This window comes from Bacillus sp. FSL K6-0972, assembly GCF_037976035.1.
Classification (GTDB): Bacteria; Bacillota; Bacilli; order Bacillales; family Bacillaceae; genus Bacillus; species Bacillus haynesii.
Genome location: NZ_CP150260.1, coordinates 163,362 through 181,633, shown reverse-complemented (window position 1 = coordinate 181,633; position 18,272 = coordinate 163,362). Strand labels below are relative to the sequence as shown.

General features: G+C 47.1%; 13 protein-coding genes, 2 tRNA genes and 3 rRNA genes. 10 read left to right on the top strand and 8 right to left on the bottom strand.

Features of this window, described 5'->3' with window-relative positions; all coding sequences use genetic code 11:
- Window positions 1-36: 36 nt before the first annotated feature.
- From MKX80_RS01040 to MKX80_RS01005, 8 genes are all read left to right on the top strand, one after another.
- The gene (locus MKX80_RS01040; RefSeq protein ID WP_154996406.1) at window positions 37-489 is read left to right on the top strand and encodes a DUF523 domain-containing protein; all 453 of its coding nucleotides are present in this window, start codon (window positions 37-39) and stop codon (window positions 487-489) included.
- 174 nt (window positions 490-663) lie between these two features.
- Window positions 664-1,581, top strand: coding sequence for an N-acetylmuramic acid 6-phosphate etherase (gene murQ / locus MKX80_RS01035; RefSeq protein ID WP_182069534.1), 918 nt, complete (start codon window positions 664-666; stop codon window positions 1,579-1,581).
- An 18-nt stretch (window positions 1,582-1,599) separates the two neighbouring features.
- Window positions 1,600-2,457, top strand: a complete 858-nt coding sequence (locus MKX80_RS01030) for a MurR/RpiR family transcriptional regulator (protein WP_234112532.1) — start codon at window positions 1,600-1,602, stop codon at window positions 2,455-2,457.
- 16 nt (window positions 2,458-2,473) lie between these two features.
- Entirely contained in the window at window positions 2,474-3,841 is a 1,368-nt protein-coding gene (locus MKX80_RS01025) for a PTS transporter subunit EIIC (RefSeq protein ID WP_154996399.1), read from the top strand.
- A 66-nt stretch (window positions 3,842-3,907) separates the two neighbouring features.
- Window positions 3,908-5,257 (top strand): penicillin binding protein PBP4B, encoded by a 1,350-nt coding sequence (gene pbp4b / locus MKX80_RS01020; RefSeq protein ID WP_339227748.1) that lies wholly within the window; start codon window positions 3,908-3,910, stop codon window positions 5,255-5,257.
- Window positions 5,258-5,272: 15 nt separating this feature from the next.
- Window positions 5,273-7,204, top strand: coding sequence for a glycoside hydrolase family 3 protein (locus tag MKX80_RS01015; RefSeq protein WP_268342980.1), 1,932 nt, complete (start codon window positions 5,273-5,275; stop codon window positions 7,202-7,204).
- The gene (locus tag MKX80_RS01010; RefSeq protein WP_268342981.1) at window positions 7,204-8,433 is read left to right on the top strand and encodes a DUF1343 domain-containing protein; all 1,230 of its coding nucleotides are present in this window, start codon (window positions 7,204-7,206) and stop codon (window positions 8,431-8,433) included. The genes MKX80_RS01015 and MKX80_RS01010 overlap by 1 nt, the downstream gene beginning before the upstream one ends.
- A 115-nt stretch (window positions 8,434-8,548) precedes the next feature.
- Complete coding sequence (locus tag MKX80_RS01005; RefSeq protein ID WP_268310329.1) at window positions 8,549-9,418, top strand: PhzF family phenazine biosynthesis protein; 870 nt, start codon at window positions 8,549-8,551, stop codon at window positions 9,416-9,418.
- Window positions 9,419-9,447: 29 nt separating this feature from the next.
- On the opposite strand, the gene MKX80_RS01000 is transcribed toward MKX80_RS01005, so the two are convergent.
- The 3 genes from MKX80_RS01000 to MKX80_RS00990 all read right to left on the bottom strand — a co-directional run bounded on the left by MKX80_RS01000 (window position 9,448) and on the right by MKX80_RS00990 (window position 11,208).
- Entirely contained in the window at window positions 9,448-9,861 is a 414-nt protein-coding gene (locus tag MKX80_RS01000) for a DUF5391 family protein (RefSeq protein WP_154996391.1), read from the bottom strand.
- Window positions 9,862-9,895: 34 nt separating this feature from the next.
- A complete protein-coding gene (locus MKX80_RS00995) occupies window positions 9,896-10,873 on the bottom strand; it encodes a bile acid:sodium symporter family protein (RefSeq protein WP_154996389.1) in 978 nt (325 codons plus the stop codon).
- A 113-nt stretch (window positions 10,874-10,986) separates the two neighbouring features.
- The gene (locus MKX80_RS00990) at window positions 10,987-11,208 is read right to left on the bottom strand and encodes a hypothetical protein (RefSeq protein WP_154996387.1); all 222 of its coding nucleotides are present in this window, start codon (window positions 11,206-11,208) and stop codon (window positions 10,987-10,989) included.
- A 175-nt stretch (window positions 11,209-11,383) separates the two neighbouring features.
- On the opposite strand from MKX80_RS00990, the gene MKX80_RS00985 reads away from it, so the two are divergent.
- Window positions 11,384-12,553, top strand: coding sequence for a serine hydrolase (locus MKX80_RS00985; RefSeq protein WP_154996385.1), 1,170 nt, complete (start codon window positions 11,384-11,386; stop codon window positions 12,551-12,553).
- Window positions 12,554-12,694: 141 nt separating this feature from the next.
- Window positions 12,695-12,862: a hypothetical protein gene (locus MKX80_RS00980; protein WP_176277817.1), complete on the top strand. Its 168-nt coding sequence runs from the start codon at window positions 12,695-12,697 to the stop codon at window positions 12,860-12,862.
- A gap of 122 nt (window positions 12,863-12,984) precedes the next feature.
- Here the strand turns inward: MKX80_RS00980 and MKX80_RS00975 are convergent.
- From MKX80_RS00975 to MKX80_RS00955, 5 genes are all read right to left on the bottom strand, one after another.
- Window positions 12,985-13,057, bottom strand: a tRNA-Thr gene (locus MKX80_RS00975).
- A gap of 2 nt (window positions 13,058-13,059) precedes the next feature.
- Window positions 13,060-13,134 (bottom strand) — tRNA-Asn (locus tag MKX80_RS00970).
- Window positions 13,135-13,176: 42 nt separating this feature from the next.
- Window positions 13,177-13,292, bottom strand: a 5S ribosomal RNA gene (gene rrf, locus MKX80_RS00965).
- A gap of 133 nt (window positions 13,293-13,425) precedes the next feature.
- Window positions 13,426-16,355 (bottom strand): 23S ribosomal RNA (locus MKX80_RS00960).
- A gap of 174 nt (window positions 16,356-16,529) precedes the next feature.
- Window positions 16,530-18,079 (bottom strand): 16S ribosomal RNA (locus MKX80_RS00955).
- The 16S, 23S and 5S rRNA genes sit together here with 2 tRNA genes alongside, the layout of an rRNA operon.
- Window positions 18,080-18,272: the final 193 nt, after the last annotated feature.

Below are 18,272 nucleotides of genomic sequence, written 5' to 3'. Positions count from 1 at the left end.
AGGGCTATCTGATATGCAAGAGAGGGGACACGAAAAATGATACTGGTAAGTTCATGTCTGGCCGGGGTGGAATGCCGCTATAATGGATCGCACAGCTATGTCGGGAAAATCAATAAACTTGTTGAAGAAAAAAAAGCGGTGATTGCTTGTCCCGAGCTGCTCGGCGGATTTCAAACACCAAGGGAACCGGCCGAAATTATAGACGGGACGGGAGAAGACGTTTTAGACGGCAGGGCGGTGATTAAGACACAATCGGGAAGAGACGTAACAGACCTGTATATAAAAGGGGCTTATCAAACATTGGAGATGGCAAGGCAAGTCAAGGCTGATACGATCGTGCTGAAGGAAAACAGCCCGTCTTGCGGCAGCGGCCATATATACGATGGAAGTTTCTCAAGCCAAAAAATAGCCGGCAACGGCGTTACTGCGGCACTTCTGAAAAAAGAAGGCTTCCGCGTGATTTCCGAACATCAAATAGACGAGCTGTAATACCTGGACATAAGCGCAGTTCTTCTGCGCTTTATTTTATTTCGGCAATTCGATGTTTAGAACTTCTTTGAAACAAAATTTTAATATTCATCTTTTATTATTGAAATAATATTCCATCCTTAATATACTGAAAATTAAGAAATATATATACTTCATGATCAGGAGGATTTGTCGATGGAAAACAGCTATTTAGGTTCCTTAACGACCGAACGCCGGAATGAAAGATCCAAGCGCATTCACCAGGCAGAAACGATCGATATGTTGAAAATCATGAATGATGAAGACAAAACGGTGGCCGAAGCTGTACAACAAGTCTTACCCGATGTTAAGACCGCCGTTGACTACGCCGTTGGGTCGTTAAAGAAAGGGGGACGGATCATTTACATCGGTGCCGGTACTAGCGGGAGGCTCGGCGTACTCGATGCAGCGGAATGCCCGCCGACATTCAGCATATCTCCCGAGTCGGTCATAGGCATTATGGCAGGAGGAGAAAAAGCTTTGTATCAAGCCGTCGAAGGCGCTGAAGATCATGAGGCATTCGGCAGACGGGATTTAGAAGCCGTTAACCTCTCAAACAATGATACCGTCATCGGAATCGCTGCCAGCGGCCGGACTCCTTACGTCCTCGGCGCCCTGAAGTATGCCAAGGAAACAGGTGCCAAGACTGTATCACTGACATGCAACGAAAACTCGGCGATCAGCCAGGCGGCAGATCACAGCATAGAAGTGGTCGTCGGCCCTGAAGTCATTGCCGGGTCGACAAGAATGAAAGCCGCAACCGCTCATAAAATGATTTTAAACATGATCTCAACGGCGGCCATGATCAAAATGGGAAAAGTCTATGAAAACCTCATGGTAGACGTAAAAGTAAGCAATGACAAATTAAAGGAGCGGGCGATTCGCATCATCCAAACGGTTACAGGTGTTCCAAAAGAAACGGCGGCGCAAGCACTGGAAAAGTCCAATAACCAAGTCAAAACCGCCATCATCATGCTGAAAACAAACGAAGATGCGGCCGCTGCCGAAAAGCTGCTGGAGAAATCAGAAGGCGATATCGAAAAGGCCCTATCCTTTTATGAAAAACAATCTTAAATAAGAAAGGAAGAAACAATGGCTGCAGGAGGATTGGAAATCATTCAGAATATGCTTCACAAATTGCCGCAATCTGAACGAAAGCTTGCCGAATACATTTTGAAAAACCCTCACGAGGTCGTAAACGGCACCATTCAAGAGGTGAGCTCTTCGGCAAAGACAAGCGGGGCGGCGGCGATACGGCTCTGCAAATCTCTGGGGCTGAAAGGCTTTCAAGATTTAAAAATGAGGGTCGCCGGTGATTTAATGAAGCCGTCAGATCAGGGATACCGGGATATCGAACCGCAGGAGCCGCTCCATTCAATCGTTCAAAAAACAACCAGCAATTCAATTCAGGCCATTCGCGATACCTTTGAAAACATTGACCACGAAGATCTTCAAAAAGCGATTCAAATATTGATCAACGCAGAAACGGTTCATTTTTGCGGGATCGGGGCTTCAGGAATCGTCGCACAAGATGCCCAGCAGAAATTTTTGCGCATCAATAAAAAGGCCACTGCTTTTAGTGATATGCATCTTGTCGCGACATTAATCGCCAATGCTGGCGAGCATGATGTTCTGTTTGCCATATCCCATTCAGGAGAAACGCAGGAAATCGCCAATGCAGTCAGACTCGCCAAAAAACATGGGATTAAAACCATTGGACTGACGCGGTTTGGACAGTCTGCTGTCTCTTCATTAAGCGATATCGCCCTATATACGTCATGCTCAAATGAAGCGCCGTTTCGCAGCGCTGCCACCTCCTCTCGTTTAACTCAGCTTTACATGATTGACGTTCTGTTTTTAGGCATGGCCGCGGAGGGCTACGAGGACATCATTCAGTATATTGATCAAACAAAAGCGGCCATCCGCATGATGGGAATGAGCGAATTGTAAAAAAGGGGGATATAAAATGAGCGATGAGAAAAAATATGCCGGCCTGGCAAAACTGATTTTACAACACATCGGCGGCCCGTCTAACGTCGCGGATTATACCCATTGTATGACGCGCCTGCGCATCACGCCTGTCAACAGAAAAAAAACCGACATCGACTCAATCAAAGCGCTTGAAGGCGTGATTGGCGTAGTTGAGGAGGAAACGCTGCAGATTATCCTTGGCACAGGCGTCGTACAGCACGTATCAGACGAGTTCGGGAAGCTGCTTAAATCCGCAGAACACGTTGACTTAAAACAATCCGCAGCCAACCATAAAGCGGAGCTTTCCAAGAAAAACGCGACGCCTTTTAAGCTGTTTCTCCGGCGGATCGCAAGCATTTTTATACCGTTGATCCCCGCTTTGGTCGCCTCAGGCTTGATTACCGGAATCACCAAAGCCGTTATCCAAGCAGGCTGGCTCGCGGAAACGTCACAAACGGCCATTATTTTAACGGTAATAGGTTCAGGTTTATTTACGTATTTGGGCATCCTGGTCGGGGTCAATACGGCGAAAGAATTCGGCGGCTCCCCCGCACTCGGCGGATTAGCCGGTATTTTAATCATTAACCCGGCCGTTGGTGACATTTCGCTTTTCGGTGAAGCGCTTTTGCCGGGACGCGGCGGTTTAATCGGCATTTTATTCGCAGCTGCATTTATCGCTTTTCTCGAAAAACGGGTCAGACGCCTTGTACCTCATTCACTCGACATCATCATCACACCTACAGTCTCCCTTCTCATCACAGGAATCGTCACTTACGTTGTCTTCATGCCTGTCGGCGGCTTGATATCCGATGCCATTACGTCAGGACTTCTCGCCATCTTAGATCTCGGCGGCATTATCGCCGGCTTTGTACTGGGCGCCACCTTCCTTCCGCTCGTCGTAACCGGACTGCACCAAGGACTGACACCCGTTCATATGGAATTAATCAATTCAATCGGCGATGACCCGCTGCTGCCGATTTTGGCGATGGGGGGTGCAGGGCAAGTAGGCGCCGCTTTTGCGATCTATTTCAAAACGAAAAAAGCAAAGCTGAAAAGAGCCATTGCCGGCGGACTGCCGTCAGGCCTGCTCGGCATCGGTGAACCGCTCATATTCGGTGTGACCCTTCCGCTCGGACGTCCGTTTTTAACCGCTTGCCTCGGCGCCGGAGTAGGCGGAGCCTTTCAAGCGTATTTCAAAATCGCGACCGTATCGATAGGCGTATCAGGTCTTCCTTTGTCATTTTTGGTCCATACCCACCAAGTTCTTTTGTATATTCTCGGTTTGTTTATTTCCTATGCTGCAGGCTTTTTCTTAACATACTCTTTTGGTTTCAAGGACGATATGGCAGTTGAATTTGATTAAACGTTTGTTTAAAATTCCCACTATACATTTTTTAACAGAAAGGAGTGAAGCAAGCTGAAAAAGTTTATGGTCAGCACAGCCGCGTCGTCCCTATTGTTGCTGACATGCTTTTTTCCGCTCCCGTCATCAGCACAGACTGCCATTGCGAACGAGACAAAACAGCGGCTGACATATCCTGTTTTAACGAAGGCGAAAACGCCTGAAGAAGCCGGTTTTTCTTCGGAAAAGCTTAAAGCTGTGGACCGTCTGATCGAACAGGATGTCAAAGCGGGCTTTCCCGGCGCTGCCCTTATTTTGATGAAAGACGGAAAAATCGTCAAAAAAGAAGCATACGGCTACAAGCAGAAATACAACGGCCTCACGGCGCTCAAACATCCGAAAAAAATGAAAACAAACACGATATTCGACCTCGCCTCCAATACAAAAATGTATGCCGTCAATTTTGCCTTGCAGCATTTAGTAAGCACCGGAAAGCTTGACTTGAACAAAAACATTTCACATTATCTCCCTGATTTCAAGGATCACCCGGAAGACGATGTAGAGGGAAAAAACCGGCTCCGCATCATTGATTTGCTCCATCATAACGCAGGCTTCCCTGCAAGCTGGAATTATTACGACCCGAAATCAGCCGGACACCTCTACTCTCAATCACGGAGCAAAACGCTTGAATATCTTGTCAAAACCCCCTTGTCATATGAACCCGGCACAAAGCAAATTTACAGCGACATCGACTATATGCTCCTCGGGCTGATCATTGAAAAAATCACAAACGAGCGTTTAGATACCTTTGTTGAAAACCAATTTTACCGGCCTCTAGGGTTGCGGCATACTTTGTTTAATCCGCTCCAAAAGGGCTTTAAACCGTCGCACTTTGCAGCTACGGAACGAATGGGAAACACCAGAGACGGTACCATTTCGTTTCCAAACATTAGAACTTACACGCTTCAAGGGGAAGTCCACGATGAAAAAGCGTTCTATTCAATGGAAGGCATCTCTGGGCATGCCGGCTTGTTTTCCACCGTTGACGACGCAGCAGTGCTCCTTCAAGTCATGCTGAACGGCGGCGGTTACGGGAGACAGCATCTATTCAGCAGTTCGGTCATTTCACAATTTACAGAGCCGTCAAAAACAAATCCCACATATGGACTAGGATGGCGGCTCAACGGCAATACCGATATGGAGTGGATGTTCGGCAAGCACGCCAGCAGCAAAGCATACGGCCATACCGGCTGGACGGGAACGGTTACTATCATTGATCCCGTGTATCAAATCGGCATTGTGTTGTTAACCAATAAAAAGCACTCTCCTGTTATCAACCCTAAAGAAAACCCGAATCAATTCGAAGGTGATGAATTTGCAACCGGAAAGTACGGCAACGTCATTACAGCTGTTTACGAGGCGTTACATCACCAATAGGAGGCGACCCTTTATATGAAAAGATTTCTTCAATGCGCGTTGATTGCATTGCTGTTATCGTCTCTCGCTTTGCAGCCGGCCGCTCGCGAAGCAGAAGCAAAACAGCGTCCGGAACAAAACATCAAACAAATGGTCAGCAGCATGTCGCTTGAAGAGAAAATCGGGCAAATGCTGATGCCTGACTTTAGAAACTGGAAGAAAAAAGGGGAATCGAGCGCCAAAGGATTAACAGAAATGAATGACGAAGTCGCGGGAATCATTCAAAAATACCGGCTCGGCGGCGTCATTCTTTTTGCTGAAAATGTCACAGGCACAGAGCAGACCGTACGGTTAACGGACGGCCTGCAAAAAGCGAGTCCTGACATTCCGCTCTTTATTACGATCGATCAGGAAGGCGGGATTGTCACCAGACTCGAATCAGGCACAAACCTGCCCGGCAATATGGCAGTCGGTGCATCAAGTAGCAGCAAAAATGCCTTCAGATCAGGAAAAATCATCGGAAAAGAATTAGTATCACTGGGCATCAACGTGAATTTCAGTCCTGTTCTTGATGTCAACAACAATCCAGACAACCCTGTCATCGGCGTCCGTTCTTTCAGTTCCAAGCCTGAGCTGACTTCAAAGCTCGGCATCCAGATGATGAAGGGCCTTCAGGACGAGCCAATGATCGCCACAGCAAAGCATTTTCCCGGACATGGCGATACAGCGGTTGACAGTCATTACGGGTTGCCGCTTGTTCCGCATGATGAAAAAAGGCTGAGAAGCGTTGAACTTGCGCCATTTCAAAAAGCGATCGCTGCAGGGATTGACATGATCATGACAGCGCATGTCCAGTTCCCCGCCTTTGACGATACAACCTATAAAAGCAAAAAAGACGGCGAGGACATCATGGTGCCTGCAACGCTTTCCAAAAAAGTCATGACAGACCTTCTCCGCAAAGACCTCGGCTTTAAGGGCGTTGTTGTAACAGACGCTTTAAATATGAAAGCCGTTTCTGATAATTTCGGACAGGAGGAAGCCGTCGTCATGGCTGTCAAAGCAGGAGTCGACATCGCCCTCATGCCCGCGCAAGTCACATCACTTGAGACCGAAAAAAACCTGGCGCGTGTATTCGAAGCTCTTCTGACGGCCGTTAAAAAAGGGGAGATCCCCATCGAACAAATCGATCAGTCGGTGGAGCGAATCCTTCGATTAAAAATAAACCGGGGCATCATCGATCACACCGGTTCCGAACCGCTTCAGAAAAAAATCAAATACGCCTTGAAAACGGTCGGCAGCAACAAACACGTGAAATCCGAAAGGAAAATGGCGAGAGAAAGCGTCACCATCCTTAAAAACGACAAAAGCACTTTGCCATTCAAGCCGAAAAAAGGGGACACCGTCCTCATTCTGGCCCCATATGAAGAGCAAACAGCAGCAATCGCAAAGACCATCAGCAAAATAAAGAAAAACATCAAGGTGGTCGAATCCCGATTTGCAGAAAAATCGTTTGATGAAGAGATTCAAAAGAAAATTGACGAGGCTGATTATGTCATCACAGGATCTTACGTAGTCAAAAACGATCCGGTTGTGAACGACGGTGTCATTGATGACAGCATTCAAGACTCAAGCAAGTGGGCAACTGCTTTTCCGCGTGCCGCCATGAAATACGCACAGGCCAACGGGAAAAAATTTGTCTTAATGAGCCTGCGAAACCCTTATGACACGGCAAATTTCGAAGAAGCTAAAGCCGTGATTGCAGTATACGGCTTTAAAGGCTATGCAAACGGGCGCTTCAGGCAGCCGAATATCCCGGCCGGAGTAGAAGTTATCTTCGGAAAGGCAAAGCCTAAAGGAACATTGCCCGTAGACATTCCTTCAGTCACACGCCCCGGAGAAATCCTTTACCCTTACGGCTACGGATTGAATATTAAAAACGGCAAGCCGCTTCACAAAGGAGGGTCATGATGAGAAAAAAAGCGATCTGGCTGCTTGCGGGAATGTTTGTCTTCAGTACATTAACCGCAGCAGCTGCCTTTCCGGACAAAGAAAAGAAAGCAAAGGTCTCACCGGGTATTGAAGTGCTCATGAACAAGAAAAGCATGTTAAAAGGAAAAAGGGTCGGTCTCATCACCAATCCAACCGGTGTCAATTCGACGTTAACAAGCAGCATCGATTTGCTTCACCAAGCCCCCGGTATTGAGCTGACCGCCCTCTATGGTCCAGAGCACGGTGTAAGGGGAGACGCTCAAGCTGGCGATAAGGTTGACTCTTATATTGATGAAAAAACCGGTCTCCCTGTCTACAGCCTCTACGGAGATACAAGAAAACCGACACCAGAGATGTTGAAAAACGTTGACGTCCTGCTATTTGACATCCAGGATGTCGGAACACGGTTTTACACTTACATTTACACAATGGCATATGCGATGGAAGCGGCAAAAGAAAACGGTATTCCATTTATCGTTCTTGACCGCCCTAACCCGCAAAGCGGCTTAAAAGTGGAAGGACCTGTCCTTGATTCGGATTATTCTTCATTCGTCGGAATGTATCCGATCCCTTTAAAGCACGGAATGACGGCAGGAGAACTGGCAAAGCTGTTTAATGATGAATTTAACATCGGCGCCGATTTAACCGTCATCAAAATGAAAGGCTGGAAGCGGCAGATGTTCTTTGAAGATACTGGTCTTCCTTTCGTCCTGCCTTCCCCGAACATGCCGACGCCGGATACGAGCATCGTCTACCCGGGCACAGGTTTAATTGAAGGAACCAACATGTCAGAAGGAAGGGGCACGACAAAGCCATTTGAATTAATTGGTGCGCCCTACATGAAAAGTACGGAGCTCGCCGAAAAATTAAACGGTCTAAAGCTGCCTGGCGTCCGATTCAGAGCCGCCTCGTTCACTCCGACATTTTCAAAGCATCAAAATAAACTGTGCCACGGGGTCGAGCTTTACGTGACAAACCGATCCGCTTTTAAGCCTGTAAATACCGGTATCGCGATCATCAAAACCGTCCATGACCTCTACCCGGACGACTTTGAGTTCCTCCCTTCAGGCAATTTCAACCGTCTGATCGGGAACGGATGGGTGAAAACAATGATTGAGCAAAGTGCTTCAATTGATGAAATCGTCAAAAAATACGAAGCAGAGCAAAAACGGTTTATGAATATCAGAAAGAAGTATTTGCTTTATTAGGAAGAGCGGGAGCCGCTCTTCTTTATTTTGGACTGTTCAATGATTCTCATCTCATGTAAGATATGTAAAACTGCCTTTAGGGCGGGAAGGTCATTTTAAAGGGGAGAGACATCAGATGGAATTTTATCTTGTGGATGTGTTTGCAGAAACAAAATATACAGGAAATCAGCTCGCTGTTTTTAAAACAGAAAAAAACCTATCAAGTGATGAAATGCAAAAAATAGCCAGGGAAATCAATTTTTCCGAGACAACATTTATACTAGGGAAACAGGGAAACGGCGGGTACGATGTCCGAATTTTCACCCCGGAAAAAGAAATTCCGTTTGCAGGACATCCGACGCTGGGCACAGCGTTTATCATTAAAAATGAAATCGAAACTGAACCATCTTCAAATGTCATTTTAAATGTAACAGCAGGCGCAATACCAGTGACGTTTGACAAAGGTGATGATCAGATCATTTGGATGAAGCAAAATCCGCCCGTGTTTAATCAAACTTTTGATAAAGAAATGATGGCAGAGGTACTAGGAATCGACACATATGATATGGATTCGAATTTCCCGATACAAGAGGTTTCTACAGGCCTTCCGGCAGTTATCGTACCGTTAAATTCGCTAAATGCAGTTAAAAAATGCAAAATCAACAAGGATCGGTTTGAAGCTTTTATAAAAGAAACAGAAGCCAGTCTGCTCGTTTTTTCCACCGAAACATATCATGAACAAAACCACATCAATGCACGAGTATTTTGCGACTGTCTCAGCGTTCCCGAAGATCCGGCAACAGGAAGCGCAATCGGGGATCTCGCAGGATATTTACTGCATCACGGTTATTTTAATCAAAATGAACTCAGCATAAGGGCTGAACAAGGGTTTGAAATAAACCGTCCTTCCCTGCTTTATATTGAAGCGCAAACAACGGAAAACAGCACAGAGATTTACGTCGGGGGAAACGTCCACCTGATCGCAAAAGGAACTTGGCGAACTTGAACAGAACGCGGGAAAGCGGTTTTTGAATATCAGAAAGAGGCACTTGCCGACGGCCGGCGAAAGGCGACGACTAACCAAATCACATTCACGATCGCTAACAAAATGCAAAGGCCTGCGACGCCCAATAATGCAAAAGCATATCCGCCAAAAGCGCCAATCAACATAACCACTGGAATCATGGTCAGCGCGATGAGTAATCCGATTCCGCAAAGAACAGCCATCACAAATTTCATTGCATCAAACCCTGCCATATAAACAGCGAGGGGCAGCATATAAAAGAGCAAAACGGTTCCGATTGCGGCCCACATCCCCAAAGTGCCAAACTCATTAGCATGAGGCCCTGAATGAGCGAGCGGAGAAAGTGAAGCTGTGACTATCATAGAACAAAACAAAAATGCGGAGATTAAAGTCCAGATCATCACACTTACTTTATTGGTTTTCATTGTTTTTCACTCCTGTAAGGTTTGAGTCTGCCAACTATGAGGGCAGACTCGTCTTTTTGTCCAAATGATACGCTTTTTTAAGCTCGCTTCTTGCAATCAAATGCCCAAATAGCGCGGCCAGGACTTGTTGGAACAGCATGCCGATGACAACGGGTACCGCCACTTGCGGCGGAAAAAATCCGGTGGCCAACACAGCTCCCGCGCTAATATTCCGCATTCCGCCAGTAAAAATTAAAGCTACGATTTCCTCCTGGGGCCGCTTCATCAGCCGGCCTATCAGCCAAGCTGTCAGGTAGCCTGTAAATGCCACCAAAAAAACCGTAACGGCTATCGTTAAAAACTTTAAATCGACGTTTTTCAGGTAAGGAGCAACCACTGAGCTGTTAATCGCCACCACGGCGGCTAACCCGATTTTCGAAAATGGAGCACAATTCGCGCTTAAACGCGCTGTCCGCTCCGGTATTGAAAATTGATTGACGAGCATTCCTAATAAAGAAGGAATCACAATCATTCCGACTAAACCTTTCATCATACCGATAACGTCCATTTCAACATGCGCACCGGCCAAAATGGAAAGACTGAACGGAACAATAAAAGGCGAAAGAATGGTGTCCACTAAAATAATCGATAGGGTTAAGCCGATGTTTCCTTTATACATGGCAGCCCAAATCATACTCGTAATACCCGTCGGAATGACAACACCAAGGGTAAGCCCTGTAATCGTCAATGAATCCCCGCTAAACACGAGATGCCCCGTGCTCCATGCCAAAACAGGCATAAATATGTGCAAAACAAATAAAGCGAGAAGCATCGGCAAGGGATGAACCATCGCTGTTTTCAGCGACTGAAAATTTGCCCCAAGGCTGCCGGCAAACGTCATGAACGCAAAAATCCACGGCACAAGACCCGCCAGCCCATTTAAGTAATCCGCAAGCAGCACTCCGCTGACAACACTTAAAGGCGTCAGTAAAGGCATAATCTTACCAAGTGTTTTATTGATCGTCTGAAGCATAGATGTAAAACGCCCGCTCTCTTTAAATCGAATTTACATTCATTATAACAAAAGATGGAATATCAAAACAGGAAGGGAATACAGAAAGAAACAACAAGATGGAGGAACAGCTTTTAAGCATAATGGGCTGAATTTCTTTTTTTATATGGGAACACGGACAAAATGGACTCCATCTTAAACATTCTAATCTGTTGTTTTTGAAAGCAAAATGCTTTCACATAACCGTTTTTTATTTCTTTTACAAGAATCGCCCGCTTAGAAAAACCGCTTTTTTTCATGTAAATGATTTCTACCGGAAAACCGTCTTCCATGGAACGATACAACAGCTTTTTCATCGTCTCACCTCACATCTTTATTTTATGAGAACGTTTGTTCTATATCAAGTATAAACAAAATGTAAATTTTGGCATTATTCGAGTTCATGTATGAAAATATTAGCATTTTGAAGAAACTTTTTAAGGGGTTATTGCGTCAGTAAATACGTCACATATAAAAGAAGGAGTACCCGACATGGCAAGAACATACAGAACGCGAATAAAGAAAAGAAAAAAGCAGAAAACAAAAAGGAGGCTCATCATATTTTCCTTTCTGCTTGTTTGTGGATTAATTTATCTTGCACTTCCAAGCGGTATGCGAGATCACCAGGAAAACCAATTGCAGGCAACTGAAAAAAAGGCACAACCTGAAGCAAAGAAGAAGACAAATCAAAATGAAACAAAAAAGAGCCCTATCGTTACAAAAAATGATAATGCTCAATTGGATCAATATTTAAAAAGCATTGGATTCAGCGGCACAGCATTGATCGTAGAAGATGGAAAAGTGGTGACAAGCAAAGGGTATTTATATGCAAACCGCGAAGAAATGGTCCCCAATACACCGGATACCGTCTTTTATATAGGGTCATCACAAAAAGCGATTATTGCAACGGCAATTCTACAGCTTGAGGAAAAAGGATTACTATCTGTAAATGACCCTGTTTCTAAGTATCTTCCTGATTTTCCAAACGGCTCAAAGATCACCCTTTATCATTTCTTGACGCACACATCCGGAATTAGGGGTCACAAAGAAGGCCGCGGATATATTTCGCCGGAAGATTTAATTAAAGATATCGAAAAACGGGGCGTAAAATACCCAACTGGAAAATGGGATTATAGAGACTCCAATTACTCTGTTCTCGCATACATTGTTTCCATGGTAAGCGGTGAACCAGTCGACCAATACATCAAAAAGCATATTTTTAATCCTGCCGGTATGGAGCACGCAGGCTTTTATAAAACATTTGCTAAAGAGTCAAATCCATCGACAGGGTATAAATTAAACCTGCAAAAAAAGCTTTTTACGCCTGACATGCCGGATCTATCACAGCTTTACGGAGCCGGTGATATTTATATGACCGCTTATGACATGTATTTGTTTGATAAAGCACTTTACGAAAGAAAAATCATTTCCAATGACAGTTTTACAAAAATGTTTACACCGAACAAAGCAACATACGGCATGGGCTTTTATGTGTCTCCTGGAAGCTATTCAAGTCACGGTGTCATGCCCGGCTACAACATATTAAACAGCTTCAGTCTGACAGGGAGCAGATACGTCATCCTATTTTCCAACATCCAAAACAACATTAAGTCTTTTGGCAGTGTGAATAATCGGATCTTCTCTATTTTAAATGGATTTTAAATATGCTTAAACAAGCTCTCTGTCTCAGATGACAGAGAGCTTGTTTTAATGGAAAAGAGTGTTTTTACAGCTAAAAGGGATTTTAATTATAAATATAGAAGATAGATGATAAATGAGTTTTCAATATAAAGGAAGGTTGTCATGTCTTTATTAACGCTTAGCAAAATCGTGACCATTATAGGCGTTGCAGCATTATTTATATGGACTTTTAAAGACTCAAAACAGCATGAACCTGATACGTTAAAGTATGCAAGTTATATGTTGTTTCTTCTTGTCTTAGAAGTCACACTGAACGTTTTATGGGGATAAAAGTAAAAGCAGGCATTTAGCCTGCTTTTATACATTCAATAAGTCGGAAGCAAAATATCGCAAAAACAAAAAAAGCTTTCCCCACAATAGGAGAAACCTTGTCATATCAACGTATTCACTTAAGCTTCCAAGCGGGCTCGAACCGCTGACCTCTTCCTTACCATGGAAGTGCTCTACCTGCTGAGCTATGGAAGCATTGGCTCCGCAGGCAGGATTCGAACCTGCGACCGATCGGTTAACAGCCGATAGCTCTACCACTGAGCTACTGCGGAATAAGATAGCTTCAATTCATGCAGGGTAAAGATATATAAACAGCTTGGCGGCGTCCTACTCTCACAGGGGGAAGCCCCCAACTACCATCGGCGCTGAAGAGCTTAACTTCCGTGTTCGGCATGGGAACGGGTGTGACCTCTTCGCTATCGCCACCAAACTGATGCCTTCAGGACGAAGGTACTGGGCGTTCCTCACAGGATGTGAGGGCCTTTAGCCGAGTTTCCTTGCCTTTGGCTTTCTGAGAGGTGTTCTCTCAAAACTAGATAACGGTCAGACAATTCACAAATATTTAGGTTAAGTCCTCGATCGATTAGTATCTGTCAGCTCCATGTGTCGCCACACTTCCACCTCAGACCTATCAACCTGATCATCTTTCAGGGATCTTACTTCCTTGCGGAATGGGAAATCTCATCTTGAGGGGGGCTTCATGCTTAGATGCTTTCAGCACTTATCCCGTCCGCACATAGCTACCCAGCGATGCCCTTGGCAGAACAACTGGTACACCAGCGGTGCGTCCATCCCGGTCCTCTCGTACTAAGGACAGCTCCTCTCAAATTTCCTGCGCCCGCGACGGATAGGGACCGAACTGTCTCACGACGTTCTGAACCCAGCTCGCGTACCGCTTTAATGGGCGAACAGCCCAACCCTTGGGACCGACTACAGCCCCAGGATGCGATGAGCCGACATCGAGGTGCCAAACCTCCCCGTCGATGTGGACTCTTGGGGGAGATAAGCCTGTTATCCCCGGGGTAGCTTTTATCCGTTGAGCGATGGCCCTTCCATGCGGAACCACCGGATCACTAAGCCCGACTTTCGTCCCTGCTCGACTTGTAGGTCTCGCAGTCAAGCTCCCTTGTGCCTTTACACTCTGCGAATGATTTCCAACCATTCTGAGGGAACCTTTGGGCGCCTCCGTTACCTTTTAGGAGGCGACCGCCCCAGTCAAACTGCCCACCTGACACTGTCTCCCTGCCCGATAAGGGCAGCGGGTTAGAAGGTCAATACAGCCAGGGTAGTATCCCACCGATGCCTCCACCGAAGCTGGCGCTCCGGTTTCCAAGGCTCCTACCTATCCTGTACAAGCTGTACCAACATTCAATATCAGGCTGCAGTAAAGCTCCACGGGGTCTTTCCGTCCTGTCGCGGGTAACCTGCATCTTCACAGGTACTATAATTTCACCGAGTCTCTCGTTGAGACAGTGCCCAGATCGTTGCGCCTTTCGTGCGGGTCGGAACTTACCCGACAAGGAATTTCGCTACCTTAGGACCGTTATAGTTACGGCCGCCGTTTACTGGGGCTTCAATTCGCACCTTCGCATACGCTAAGCGCTCCTCTTAACCTTCCAGCACCGGGCAGGCGTCAGCCCCTATACTTCGCCTTACGGCTTCGCAGAGACCTGTGTTTTTGCTAAACAGTCGCCTGGGCCTATTCACTGCGGCTCTCTCGGGCTTGCACCCTAACAGAGCACCCCTTCTCCCGAAGTTACGGGGTCATTTTGCCGAGTTCCTTAACGAGAGTTCTCTCGATCACCTTAGGATTCTCTCCTCGCCTACCTGTGTCGGTTTGCGGTACGGGCACCTCTCACCTCGCTAGAGGCTTTTCTTGGCAGTGTGGAATCAGGAACTTCGCTACTATATTTCGCTCGCCATCACAGCTCAGCCTTACGGGAAACGGATTTGCCTATTTCCCAGCCTAACTGCTTGGACGCGGATATCCAATACCGCGCTTACCCTATCCTCCTGCGTCCCCCCATTGCTCAAATGGTGAGGAGGTGGTACAGGAATATCAACCTGTTATCCATCGCCTACGCCTTTCGGCCTCGGCTTAGGTCCCGACTAACCCTGAGCGGACGAGCCTTCCTCAGGAAACCTTAGGCATTCGGTGGAGGGGATTCTCACCCCTCTTTCGCTACTCATACCGGCATTCTCACTTCTAAGCGCTCCACGAGTCCTTCCGGTCTCGCTTCACAGCCCTTAGAACGCTCTCCTACCACTGTTCGTAAGAACAGTCCGCAGCTTCGGTGATACGTTTAGCCCCGGTACATTTTCGGCGCAGAGTCACTCGACCAGTGAGCTATTACGCACTCTTTAAATGGTGGCTGCTTCTAAGCCAACATCCTGGTTGTCTAAGCAACTCCACATCCTTTTCCACTTAACGTATACTTTGGGACCTTAGCTGGCGGTCTGGGCTGTTTCCCTTTCGACTACGGATCTTATCACTCGCAGTCTGACTCCCAAGGATAAGTCTTTGGCATTCGGAGTTTGACTGAATTCGGTAACCCGGTAGGGGCCCCTAGTCCAATCAGTGCTCTACCTCCAAGACTCTTACCTTGAGGCTAGCCCTAAAGCTATTTCGGAGAGAACCAGCTATCTCCAGGTTCGATTGGCATTTCACCCCTACCCACACCTCATCCCCGCACTTTTCAACGTGCGTGGGTTCGGGCCTCCATTCAGTGTTACCTGAACTTCACCCTGGACATGGGTAGATCACCTGGTTTCGGGTCTACGACCACGTACTCATGCGCCCTATTCAGACTCGCTTTCGCTGCGGCTCCGTCTTTTCAAACTTAACCTTGCACGGGATCGTAACTCGCCGGTTCATTCTACAAAAGGCACGCCATCACCCGTTAACGGGCTCTGACTACTTGTAGGCACACGGTTTCAGGATCTCTTTCACTCCCCTTCCGGGGTGCTTTTCACCTTTCCCTCACGGTACTGGTTCACTATCGGTCACTAGGGAGTATTTAGCCTTGGGAGATGGTCCTCCCGGATTCCGACGGAATTTCACGTGTTCCGCCGTACTCAGGATCCACTCAGGAGAGAACGAAGTTTTGACTACAGGGCTGTTACCTCCTATGGCGGGCCTTTCCAGACCTCTTCATCTACCTCGTTCTTTTGTAACTCCGTACAGAGTGTCCTACAACCCCAAGAGGCAAGCCTCTTGGTTTGGGCTAATCCCGTTTCGCTCGCCGCTACTCAGGGAATCGCATTTGCTTTCTCTTCCTCCGGGTACTTAGATGTTTCAGTTCCCCGGGTCTGCCTTCTCATATCCTATGAATTCAGATATGGATACTGCTCCATTACGAGCAGTGGGTTTCCCCATTCGGAAATCTCCGGATCAAAGCTTGCTTACAGCTCCCCGAAGCATATCGGTGTTCGTCCCGTCCTTCATCGGCTCCTAGTGCCAAGGCATCCACCGTGCGCCCTTTCTAACTTAACCGTTAAAAAGAATCACTATGTGATATCTTGCATTACAATTGAATGTGAATGTCTACTTTCGTTATCTAGTTTTCAAAGAACACGCTTTGAAGGAATGATCCTTCAAAACTAAACAAGATCTAAACGCACCTGTCTATAAGACCGCAAGGTCTTATATTCCGTATAATATCCTTAGAAAGGAGGTGATCCAGCCGCACCTTCCGATACGGCTACCTTGTTACGACTTCACCCCAATCATCTGTCCCACCTTCGGCGGCTGGCTCCAAAAGGTTACCTCACCGACTTCGGGTGTTACAAACTCTCGTGGTGTGACGGGCGGTGTGTACAAGGCCCGGGAACGTATTCACCGCGGCATGCTGATCCGCGATTACTAGCGATTCCAGCTTCACGCAGTCGAGTTGCAGACTGCGATCCGAACTGAGAACAGATTTGTGGGATTGGCTTAGCCTCGCGGCTTCGCTGCCCTTTGTTCTGCCCATTGTAGCACGTGTGTAGCCCAGGTCATAAGGGGCATGATGATTTGACGTCATCCCCACCTTCCTCCGGTTTGTCACCGGCAGTCACCTTAGAGTGCCCAACTGAATGCTGGCAACTAAGATCAAGGGTTGCGCTCGTTGCGGGACTTAACCCAACATCTCACGACACGAGCTGACGACAACCATGCACCACCTGTCACTCTGCCCCCGAAGGGGAAGCCCTATCTCTAGGGTTGTCAGAGGATGTCAAGACCTGGTAAGGTTCTTCGCGTTGCTTCGAATTAAACCACATGCTCCACCGCTTGTGCGGGCCCCCGTCAATTCCTTTGAGTTTCAGTCTTGCGACCGTACTCCCCAGGCGGAGTGCTTAATGCGTTTGCTGCAGCACTAAAGGGCGGAAACCCTCTAACACTTAGCACTCATCGTTTACGGCGTGGACTACCAGGGTATCTAATCCTGTTCGCTCCCCACGCTTTCGCGCCTCAGCGTCAGTTACAGACCAGAGAGTCGCCTTCGCCACTGGTGTTCCTCCACATCTCTACGCATTTCACCGCTACACGTGGAATTCCACTCTCCTCTTCTGCACTCAAGTTCCCCAGTTTCCAATGACCCTCCCCGGTTGAGCCGGGGGCTTTCACATCAGACTTAAGAAACCGCCTGCGCGCGCTTTACGCCCAATAATTCCGGACAACGCTTGCCACCTACGTATTACCGCGGCTGCTGGCACGTAGTTAGCCGTGGCTTTCTGGTTAGGTACCGTCAAGGTACCGCCCTATTCGAACGGTACTTGTTCTTCCCTAACAACAGAGTTTTACGATCCGAAAACCTTCATCACTCACGCGGCGTTGCTCCGTCAGACTTTCGTCCATTGCGGAAGATTCCCTACTGCTGCCTCCCGTAGGAGTCTGGGCCGTGTCTCAGTCCCAGTGTGGCCGATCACCCTCTCAGGTCGGCTACGCATCGTTGCCTTGGTGAGCCGTTACCTCACCAACTAGCTAATGCGCCGCGGGTCCATCTGTAAGTGGTAGCTAAAAGCCACCTTTTATAATTGAACCATGCGGTTCAATCAAGCATCCGGTATTAGCCCCGGTTTCCCGGAGTTATCCCAGTCTTACAGGCAGGTTACCCACGTGTTACTCACCCGTCCGCCGCTGACCTAAGGGAGCAAGCTCCCGTCGGTCCGCTCGACTTGCATGTATTAGGCACGCCGCCAGCGTTCGTCCTGAGCCAGGATCAAACTCTCCATGAAGTTTGATAATGACTACGCACACTCACATGTGCGATTTATTTAATGAATTAACAGGTACGTTTGTCTTGTTTAGTTTTCAAAGATCATTTCCGCTTCGTTCAGCGGCTTTAATAATATAACATCAAGCTCACATATTTGTCAATAACTTTTCTCAAAATTATTTTTTGGAGCTTTTTATGTCGGCTGTTTATCA